The sequence below is a fragment of the Ruegeria sp. BHSB064 genome (genome assembly GCF_059613205.1).
Genome location: NZ_JBXWSB010000260.1, coordinates 1 through 902, shown reverse-complemented (window position 1 = coordinate 902; position 902 = coordinate 1). Strand labels below are relative to the sequence as shown.

Sequence of the window (902 nt, the reverse complement as noted above, 5' to 3'; positions counted from 1 at the left end):
ATCGCTCATGCGGCAGGTGGACAGGTTCCACGACGCGAAATTCCCCGAGCATACGCTGGGGCTGCAGTTGCGGGGCTCGGACAAGTTCGATTTTGGCGTCGGGCCCAACCTGTCCAGAAAGGTCGTCCCTGAAGAGTATTTCCCTTATATCGACCGCTATCTGGCCGAGCATCCGGATTGTGGCGGCATATTTGTGGCCACCGATCAGCGGCAGTGGCTCAAGGATCTGGAAAAGGCCTATCCGGACAAGATCATTTCCTATTCCGAAAAATCCCTCAGCGATACGGATGATAACCGGTTTCATGATGCGGACGAAAAAGCCGCGCGGGGGATCGAGGTTCTTGTGGATCTGTTGCTGCTGTCGCGGTGTCAGTACATCATAAAATGTCATGCGGCCGTCGGCGAGATGGCAGCAACCCTGAACAGGGATGTGGATTTCATCGACCTGAACTATCAGACGCAACCGATGCGGGCGCGCCGCAAGGCCCTGTCTGTTGTTGCCGTGCCTTGTATCAGGCTGCTCTGCGCGCTGTGGAAAATGCTGTCCGAGAACGGTCTGGCGCTGGAAAAGGTTGTCTCGGTTCAGGAAGACACGGTCATGGTGGGATCCCGCCCGCGCCCGCTGAACACGAAAGTGGCCGAAGGGGAAAAGGCCCCAAAACCACCCCTGATGTCGGGGCGTTTCATGTCCGCCGGGTTTGATTGGGTGCTCCGGTCGCTGGCCGATATGTGTTTCGACTATGAAAAGACCGACCGTACAGGCTAGACCCTGCGATGCGTAGGGCAGGGGCGCTCTGAAATAAAGAGAAACACCCGAAGTATCAGCGGCTTAAGCTTCGGGTGTCTCGATGTTTTCAGAGACCAGGGTCCGGGGCTGTGCCCGGTTCAGCTGGCCTGTGCGC

At 57.5% G+C, this 902-nt stretch carries 1 protein-coding gene; it reads left to right on the top strand.

Translation table 11 applies throughout. The features are described 5' to 3' along the window. On the top strand, positions 1–766 hold a 766-nt coding region (locus AC2FNU_RS24795; RefSeq protein ID WP_496794318.1), incomplete at its 5' end, for an O-fucosyltransferase family protein. Positions 767–902 lie beyond the last annotated feature (136 nt).